This window comes from Phyllobacterium sp. P5_D12 (genome assembly GCF_054049495.1).
This window is the reverse complement of sequence record NZ_JBFUMG010000189.1, coordinates 1-8155: the sequence shown is the minus strand read 5'-3', so window position 1 is coordinate 8155 and position 8155 is coordinate 1. Positions and strand designations below refer to the sequence as shown.

General features: G+C 56.4%; 8 protein-coding genes. 5 read left to right on the top strand and 3 right to left on the bottom strand.

Annotated features, from left to right (window positions below; all coding sequences use genetic code 11):
* The first annotated feature begins 128 nt into the window (after positions 1–128).
* Genes ACXJ5O_RS13890 through ACXJ5O_RS13880 form a run of 3 tightly spaced genes read left to right on the top strand, consistent with a single transcriptional unit; the run spans position 129 to position 3340 of the window.
* The gene (locus tag ACXJ5O_RS13890; protein WP_457300400.1) at positions 129–593 is read left to right on the top strand and encodes a MarR family winged helix-turn-helix transcriptional regulator; all 465 of its coding nucleotides are present in this window, start codon (positions 129–131) and stop codon (positions 591–593) included.
* On the top strand, positions 586–1794 hold the full coding sequence (locus tag ACXJ5O_RS13885) for an HlyD family secretion protein (RefSeq protein WP_457300399.1): 1209 nt from the start codon (positions 586–588) through the stop codon (positions 1792–1794). The genes ACXJ5O_RS13890 and ACXJ5O_RS13885 overlap by 8 nt, the downstream gene beginning before the upstream one ends.
* A complete protein-coding gene (locus ACXJ5O_RS13880) occupies positions 1787–3340 on the top strand; it encodes a DHA2 family efflux MFS transporter permease subunit (RefSeq protein ID WP_457300398.1) in 1554 nt (517 codons plus the stop codon). Before ACXJ5O_RS13885 ends, ACXJ5O_RS13880 begins: the two co-directional genes overlap by 8 nt.
* A gap of 9 nt (positions 3341–3349) precedes the next feature.
* Here ACXJ5O_RS13880 and ACXJ5O_RS13875 read toward each other — a convergent pair whose 3' ends face one another.
* Positions 3350–4729, bottom strand: a complete 1380-nt coding sequence (locus ACXJ5O_RS13875) for an FAD-containing oxidoreductase (protein WP_457300397.1) — start codon at positions 4727–4729, stop codon at positions 3350–3352.
* Positions 4730–5032: 303 nt separating this feature from the next.
* On the bottom strand, positions 5033–5230 hold the full coding sequence (locus ACXJ5O_RS13870) for a hypothetical protein (RefSeq protein WP_457300396.1): 198 nt from the start codon (positions 5228–5230) through the stop codon (positions 5033–5035).
* Positions 5231–5434: 204 nt separating this feature from the next.
* Here ACXJ5O_RS13870 and ACXJ5O_RS13865 point away from each other — a divergent pair, with 204 nt between their 5' ends.
* Both ACXJ5O_RS13865 and ACXJ5O_RS13860 read left to right on the top strand, forming a co-directional pair.
* Positions 5435–6361: a transglutaminase-like domain-containing protein gene (locus ACXJ5O_RS13865; protein ID WP_457300395.1), complete on the top strand. Its 927-nt coding sequence runs from the start codon at positions 5435–5437 to the stop codon at positions 6359–6361.
* 168 nt (positions 6362–6529) lie between these two features.
* Positions 6530–6796 (top strand): hypothetical protein, encoded by a 267-nt coding sequence (locus ACXJ5O_RS13860; protein WP_457300394.1) that lies wholly within the window; start codon positions 6530–6532, stop codon positions 6794–6796.
* Between the two features lie 309 nt (positions 6797–7105).
* On the opposite strand, the gene ACXJ5O_RS13855 is transcribed toward ACXJ5O_RS13860, so the two are convergent.
* Positions 7106–8155 (bottom strand): extracellular solute-binding protein (locus tag ACXJ5O_RS13855; protein ID WP_457300393.1); only part of this gene is annotated, 1050 nt, incomplete at its 5' end.

The following is an 8155-nucleotide window of genomic DNA, read 5'->3' as shown; positions in this document are numbered from 1 at the left end:
CTTCACGACATGTTGAAGGTCTGACGCAATTTTTTTCTGCCTGAGGCAAGCTGTCGCCTTTAAATCTCCTAGCACCCTTGCTATATGCATGACTGTTATAAGCATCCTTATGAGTTTGCACACCCCTCATGGACAATGCACCAACACTGAGCTTTCTGCTGCACGAGGTCGCGCGCCTGTTGCGCAAGCGTTTCGAACAGCGTGCAAAGGATTTGGGCCTTACGCGGTCGCAATGGCAGACACTGGCATATCTCTCAAAAAACGAGGGAATCCACCAGGCGGGGCTGGCTGAGCTTTTGGAGGTCGAGCCAATCACCCTGGTCCGTATCCTCGACAAGCTTGAGGAGCGCGGCCTCATTGAGCGTCGCAAGCATCCGACTGACCGGCGCGTCCGGCTGCTGTTCTCCCGCGAAGAGGCGCGGCCACTCCTCGATGGTATTCGCCGTGTTGCGGATCTCACCCGCTCTGAAGCGCTTGCCGATGTCCCGGATGCAGATCGCGAACATCTCATTCGAACACTGACCCTTATGAAGACAAATTTGATCGACGCATGCCAAACGCCGGTCGAGGACAGAGAGAAAAATCATGGCTGACGGTTCACCTTCCCTGCGGCTACCTGCCAATTCGGACAATGCCGCTCGCAATGACCCGGTAATGGAAAAGCCCGATACGGCCATCGAAACGTTGCCTGCCGTACCTGTGGCCAAGGGAACTACGCCCCCTGCGGCACCGGCGCGCGCGCGGCGCAGCTTGAAGCGTCCGCTGCTTTTTGCGCTTTTGCCGGTTCTTTTGATCGTTGGCGGCTATTTCTATGCGACTGGCGGTCAGGTCATGTCGACCGACAACGCCTATATCCAAGCCGACATGGTCGGTGTTTCCACCGACGTGTCCGGTATCGTGCAGTCGGTGGATGTCCGCGACAATCAGCAGGTCAAGCAGGGCGATGTGCTGTTCCGTCTCGATGCCTCTCCCTTTGCCATCGCACTTGCAGGCGCGAAGGCGCAGCTTGGCGTAGTCCGCAATCAAGTTCTCAATCTTGAAGCGAGTTACAAGCAATCGCTGGCGGAGATAACCCAGGCTGAAGCCGATATTCCTTTTTTCGAAAAGTCGTTGCAGCGCCAGCAGGACCTGAATGCAAGCTCCTTCGCGTCCCGCGCGACCTATGATCAGGCCAAGCACGATCTAGACGCGGCCCAGCAAAAGGTCGATGTTGCCAAGGCAGAAGCGGCGGCAACGCTGGCGCAGCTTGGCGGCAGCGCAGATCAACCCGTTGAGCAAAATCCTTCCTATCTGCAGCAGCAGTCGGCTGTTGACAATGCCCAGCGCAATCTCGACCACACGGTTGTCCGTGCCCCATTTGACGGTATCGTCACCAATGTCAGCTCCTTGCAGACCGGTGCATATCTTCAAGCGTCGCAGGCCGGTTTCAGTCTCGTCTCGACAACGCATATGTGGATCGCTGCGAGCCCGAAAGAGACCGAACTCACCTATGTGCGTCCCGGTCAGACAGTCGCCATCAGCGTCGACACCTATCCGGACGTGACGTGGAAAGGCACGGTCTCCAGCATCAGCCCGGCTTCCGGCTCCAGCTTTTCGCTGCTGCCTGCCCAGAATACCACGGGCAACTGGGTGAAGGTTGTCCAGCGCATCCCCATGCTCGTAAGTATCGACGACACGGCGGGTAAACCGCCACTGCGGGTGGGCATGAGCGTCACCGTAAGTGTCGATACAGGCCATGCCCGCGGCCTGCCATCTTTCGTGACAAGTCTTTTCGGCAGCAAGGATCATGTCTAATACCATCGCAATTCCCAGCGCCGCATCCGTCGTCGCCAATCGCGGCGCGATAACCGCCTGCGTCATCCTTGCGGTGATCATGCAGGCGCTCGACACGACGATCGCCAATGTGGCGCTGCCCTATATCCAGGGAAGTGTCTCGGCGAGTGCTGATCAGATCAACTGGGTCCTTACCTCCTATATCGTCGCCGCGGCCATCATGACGCCGCCGTCGGGTTTTCTTGCGGCCCGCTTCGGTCGCAAGAACGTCCTTCTGACTGCCATTGTCGGCTTCGTCGCCGCGTCAGTGCTGTGCGGTCTCGCCCAGTCCTTGCCGCAAATCGTCGTCTTCCGGCTGATGCAGGGCCTCTTCGGCGCATCGCTTGTGCCGTTGTCGCAGGGTATTCTGCTCGACATCTATTCGGTGGAAGATCGCGGCAGGGCCATGGCGCTTTTCGGCGTATCGGTGATGGTCGGTCCAGTGCTCGGACCGGTCATCGGCGGCTGGCTCACCGACCATATCAGCTGGCGCTGGGTATTCTATATCAATGTGCCCATCGGCATGCTGGCGTTTTTCGGTATTGTCGCCTTCGTTTCCGAAACGACGAAAGAGGTGAGCGCCAAGCTCGACTGGTTCGGCTTCGGCACCTTGAGCCTTGCCATCGCAACGCTGCAGCTCTTCCTTGACCGCGGCGAACAGCTCGACTGGTTTTCTTCCGCTGAAATCCAGATCGAAGCGTTGATCTGCGCCGGCGCATTTTATCTCTTTCTTGTACACACGTTCACGGCGAAGAAATCCTTCGTCAATCCGCGCCTCTTCCTCGACCGCAATTTTTCGGTCAGCATGTTCTTCATCTTCGTCATAGGCGTCACCTATCTTGCGTCGCTCGCCTTGATGACGCCCTATCTGCAGACGCTGATGGGCTATCCCGTCGTCACTGCCGGTATCGTCATGGGGCCGCGCGGCGTCGGCACCATGGTCTGCATGTTTATAGTCGGCAGACTGATCGGCAAGGTCGATACCCGCCTTTTGCTGTTCCTTGGCTTCAGCCTGACCGCATGGGCAATGTACGACATGACGGGCTGGACGCCCGACGTGTCGCAGTGGACCATCGTCTATGTGGGATTCATCCAGGGCGCCGGTCTCGGCTTCCTGTTCGTGCCGCTTACAACCATTGCTTTTGCCACCCTTCCCGCACCAATGCGCGGCGAAGGCACCGGCCTCTACAATCTGTCGCGGAATATCGGTTCGAGCGTCGGCATTGCTGTCGTCACCGCGCTCATCACAGAGAATGTGCAAAGCAACCATTCGTCGATCGCCGCGTATGTCACGCCCTTCAACCATGCATTCAACGCCCCTGCTGTGATGCAGAATCTCGATCCGATGAAGGCCGCAGGCCGCGCCGCCCTGGACGGGATGATCACGACGCAGGCGACGATCATCGCCTATATGGACGATTTCAAGCTGTTGATGATCATGTCGCTGGTCTCGATCCCGCTGGTCATGCTGCTGCGCAAGCCTACGTCAAACGCCGCCCCAGCGGATCATGCAGCCGTAATGGAATAAGCTTGCACGTCATTCTACTTGCTTGAGGTCTCCCAGGAGCGTCGGAATCAGCTCAGAGACTGTAGGATGTATGGGAACAGCCCATTTCAATTGCTGATAGGTCGCATCCACATTCATGATATCGATGATGCCGTGGATCGCCTCGTCGCCGCCCGTCCCCAGTATGGCTGCGCCGAGTATCTTTTGTGTCTCTGCGTCTACCACGACTTTCATAAAACCGTAGGTCTCATCCTTTTCCACTGCGCGACCGACACGCGTCATCAGCCTCTTGGAAGTCAGCAAAGGCCTCCCGCTCTTGCGCGCCTGCGCCTCTGTCAGGCCTACCCGGCCGAGCGGCGGATCGATATAGAGCGCATAGCCGAGTATACGATCGCTCACTTTGCGGTTCTCTCCGTCAAGGAGATTTGCCGCAACGATCTCGAAATCATTATAGGCGGTATGAGTAAAGGCACCGCGCCCGTTGCAATCGCCAATGGCCCAGATGCCAGGTACGTTTGTCTCAAGCTGATCGTCAACTTTGATGTATCCACGCTCATCAAGTTCTATACCTGCCTTGTCGGCACCAAGATCGTCGGTATTGGGCCGCCGACCGATTGCCAGCAACACATGTGAGCCGACAACCGTTGGTGACCCGGCTGTGCAATCGACACCGACCTCCGCACCCTCGGTGTGAGGTTTAAACGATATGCATTCCGCATTGAGGCGAATTGCAATGCCCTCACCCTCGAGAATTTCCTTGATCGCTTCGGATATGTCCTCGTCCTCGCGCGAAACCAGCCCTGGACCCTTCTCGACAATGGTCACGTCCGCGCCAAACCGGCGGTACATTTGCGCAAATTCGAGGCCTATATAGCTGCCGCCGATGACAACCAGGTGGTTCGGCACTGTATCGAGCCCCAGCATGGACGTGTTGGTCAGGATGTCGATGTCGTCAACGCCGGGCATATCCGGCACATTGGCACGGCCACCAACATTGAGGAAAATCCTGGGGGCGGTGAATGCGGCGCCATCGATATCGATTTCATGCGGTCCGGTGAAACGGGCGTGGCCCTGCATAACCGTGCAGCCATCCATGCCGCGCAAGAATTTCTCGACTCCGGTGCGGGCATTGAAGGACGCAGTGTCGGCGCGCTGCTTGATCCGCTTCATGTTGATTTGGACCGGCCCACCCGTCTCGATGCCAAAATCAGCACCACGCCGGGCAAGATGTGCTGCATAGGCACTCGCGACCAGCGTCTTCGTCGGCATACATCCTGTGTTGACGCATGTCCCTCCGAATAGCTTGCGTTCGACCATGAGCACTTTCATGCCGGCGTTCGTGAGGCGACCTGCCAGAGATGGCCCGGCCTGCCCTGCACCGATAACGATCGCGTCAAAAGCTTTGGTCATGCCTGCAGCATAGATTAGCAACGACGCCACGTCACCCTGTGCGCCACGTTCAAAGTAAAGATTGGGTCATCATTTGGAATGCCGGGTGAACGCCGGGTTCAGTCGCCGTTCAGATCGACAACGATATCCTCAGGAAATTCCAATGGGGCATTTGTCATGCTTGTTCAGCGTCTTGGCATCATTTTCGTGATTTTCGTCGCCTTCGCACTGTCCTTCGGCAGTTTCGTCAACCATGCGAAATCGAAACGCGTGGGGCATTGCCAAAACAACCTTCTGCAGGTCCGAAATTAGAGCGCAATGAGATCAACGGGTTTTCTTCCAGGCTTTTTCCGCCTCGTCGAGTCGATCCAGCAGGTCCTGCAGCAATTTGGGTATATTCCTGTCCGTTTCTGATGGCCGGGCTGTCTCGACCACACGGCGAAAGTCCGAGCGAACGACCTGTTCTCGCAGTACGTCCGCTGCGCGTGGGCGGGAACCTGGATGTTTTGCAGCCATCACCATTCCAATCACTCCTGTGCACCGCCAACAATCTGACCGCACATCTTCCGGACTTAACTTCCGTCCGGCGCATTTGTTTCAAATTCTATGGCTCTATAGTCAACAAATGCTGAATCGCATGGCGAGGCCCGACATCCACTAAAATTTACAGCCGGGGAACCTGAACCGGATCGCAGCGTTCTTCTCAAAACCTTAGAGGATATGCCTATGTTGATCCGTATCGGTTACGAGATAGCAATTCGCTGTAATCAGCCCACACCCATGACGACCTATCTCAACCTCGAATCGGAACGCATACCGGACGTCCAGTGCGAGCGTGGTCCAACCGCCACACCGGATACAAAGCTTGAAACGTTTCGCGACCTTTTCGGAAACAGTTGCATCCGCCTCCTGGCTCCTGCGGGCAACCTCTCCTTGAAGTATGACGCGGTCGTCAAGGATGACGGGCTCCCCGACCCAATCGACGAGGATGCAGCCGAGGTGAGCGTCGACCAGTTGCCGACCGAATGTTTGGCGTATCTGTCGGCGAGCCGCTATTGCGAGACCGACGAGTTGAGCAATCTGGCGTGGAGTCTCTTCGGCCACGTCAAACCCGGCTGGTCACGGGTTCAGGCAATCACCGACTATGTCAACCAGCGCTTGACCTTCAGTTATGGCTTTGCCAGATCGACGCGCACTGCAGCGCAAGCACATGAGGAGCGCGTTGGCGTTTGCCGTGACTTCGCGCATCTGGCCGTTGCTTTTTGCCGCTGCATGAATATTCCGGCACGCTATGTGAACGGCTATTTGGGCGATATCGGCGTGCCGGCTGACCCGGCACCAATGGATTTCAACGCCTGGTTCGAGGTCTATCTCGGCGGAAAATGGCACACATTCGACGCCCGTCACAATCAGCGGCGCATCGGGCGGATTGTCGTGGCGCGTGGCCGGGATGCTGCCGACATTCCATTGATTCACACGTTCGGACCGCATGAATTGACAAATTTTAAAGTCTGGACCTTTGAAGAACACGATCCATCCTTTGCCAGTCAACGCTTCGAGAAAATATCACTGGTAACCCCCTGGTTCAGTCAGCGCTGGTCACGCTTATCGCGGGCCGTCAGGGAAAGATCGGAAACAGAACCGACTGTCTAGAGCCCAGATTTCCCGTTTGCCACATTTGAGAGCAGTCAGAAGCATATTGCGCTGCGGTAAGCCCTTTCAACTGCCGGTAAATTCTTTTCGATTTGCAACGCCACAATTGCGAAGCTATTTTCTCCTCCTTGTCGGGGTTCGTTTCGTCTAGGGGAAAGGAATAGTCCTATGCCTTTCGATAATCCTTCAAAGCCGATCTACTCCCAGGATGACTGGAACGTCATGCAAGCCGCCTACAACAAGGCAGCAGCGACGCTTGTGGTGAAATCAAGCTCGGAGGAAGACGCGAAAGTCATCGCAGAGACCGTGATGACCGCCTTCAATCGCGGCAATCGCGATGTCAATTCGCTGGCAGCCCTTGCGGTCATAACCGCGATTAACTCGCATCCGGGCGTCCGTGGCGGCGAGGTCGATCAACAGAAGCGCTATGCGTAGGACAGATCGCTCTAAAACCAGGCATCCGCATATCCTACGACTTTGACTTTCATCGATGATTCCGGCACATCAGTTTGCAGTGGAGATTGCAGACGGGGGGTCGGAAAATGAAATTCGTGATAGCTGCCATATTATTGTTCAGCAGCTTTGTTTTGGCCGGGTGCGGCTCCTACGCAACGTGGACACCACGCAAGCCCGAACCATCCCAGATCAACCCGCCTGAGTGCCAGCAAGGTATCGGCATTTGCCCTGGACGATGGGGACGCGCGGGACAAATGCGTCGAGATTCCTGACCAATGTTTGTGATGTCTATAGGGTGAAACTTAGCCGGAAGAGCCTGTTCAGATCATTGACTACACTTGTCTTTTCATGCCGTTGCTGAAGGCCTTCATTGATGCGCTGGGAAGCCGCCTGTTGAAAGTCCATGTAGCCGTTGTGGCGTGGGCGCACCCAGCCACCTTCAAGCGTTTTGCGCGTTGCTGCGTAGAAGCTTGTCGTCGCCTTATTGACAGTTTCGTCTTCCCAAGCGTCCGCGTGTGCCGGTTGACCACCCGCTGACGCATACGGCCCTCGTTGCACCTTGCCTCCGGCAATCCAGTAAGCGAAATCGATAGCCGCGGCGCGATTTGCTGAAAATGCCGACACACCGATGCCCGTGCCGCCGAGTGCCGAACCAGCAGGACCATCATCACCCGCGGCGGGAATATCAGCAAAGGCGACGAGATTCGGCCTGAATTCAGCGATGGAATAATTGACGTAGCCGTAGATCAACGGCGAACAGGCAATGTGCGAACCGGCCTCCCCCATCCTCTCCAGTACCGCAATGGGATCCATTTCGAAGCACGTGGGATCAATCAGCGCCGCAATTTCACGCATCATTTCGAAAGTACGAATTCCGCTTTCAAGATCAATCAGTTGCCCGGTGACTGCACACGGTGAACCAAGATTGCCGCTCAACGTATAAAAAGTCATCAGCGAATGAGGCGGGCGTAGCGGCAACAAAACCTTGCCTGCTCTTGCCAGATTCACTATCTCGTCCCAGCTTGCGGGCGAATCTACGAGCAGGTCAGGCCGCCACGCACAAACCTGCGTCGCGGTATCGATTGGAAACGCCCATTGCCTTCCCTGCCAATGATAACTCGGGTAGGACTGCCCGACGCTTCCGGCGGAAAGCGCTTGTTGCTCTGCTTCACGTCCCGTCACATCGAGCGGTGCAAGACAATTTTCAGCTGTGATCTGGCCGACATGCGGATGATCGATGACGATCAGATCATATTCCCGCGCCAACTCCTCGACAGGAAAGGACTCAAAATCCTGCAGCGAACGTTTTTCCCATTCAATCTCGACTCCGGTCTGTTC

What these genes read in the sequence shown, in the direction of transcription:
- ACXJ5O_RS13865 (WP_457300395.1), top strand. Translation starts at nt 5,435, where the DNA reads ATGTTGATCCGTATCGGTTACGAGATAGCAATTCGCTGTAATCAGCCC.
- ACXJ5O_RS13860 (WP_457300394.1), top strand. Translation starts at nt 6,530, where the DNA reads ATGCCTTTCGATAATCCTTCAAAGCCGATCTACTCCCAGGATGACTGG.
- ACXJ5O_RS13880 (WP_457300398.1), top strand. Translation starts at nt 1,787, where the DNA reads ATGTCTAATACCATCGCAATTCCCAGCGCCGCATCCGTCGTCGCCAAT.
- ACXJ5O_RS13875 (WP_457300397.1), bottom strand. Translation starts at nt 4,729, where the DNA reads ATGACCAAAGCTTTTGACGCGATCGTTATCGGTGCAGGGCAGGCCGGG.
- ACXJ5O_RS13890 (WP_457300400.1), top strand. Translation starts at nt 129, where the DNA reads ATGGACAATGCACCAACACTGAGCTTTCTGCTGCACGAGGTCGCGCGC.
- ACXJ5O_RS13870 (WP_457300396.1), bottom strand. Translation starts at nt 5,230, where the DNA reads ATGGTGATGGCTGCAAAACATCCAGGTTCCCGCCCACGCGCAGCGGAC.
- ACXJ5O_RS13885 (WP_457300399.1), top strand. Translation starts at nt 586, where the DNA reads ATGGCTGACGGTTCACCTTCCCTGCGGCTACCTGCCAATTCGGACAAT.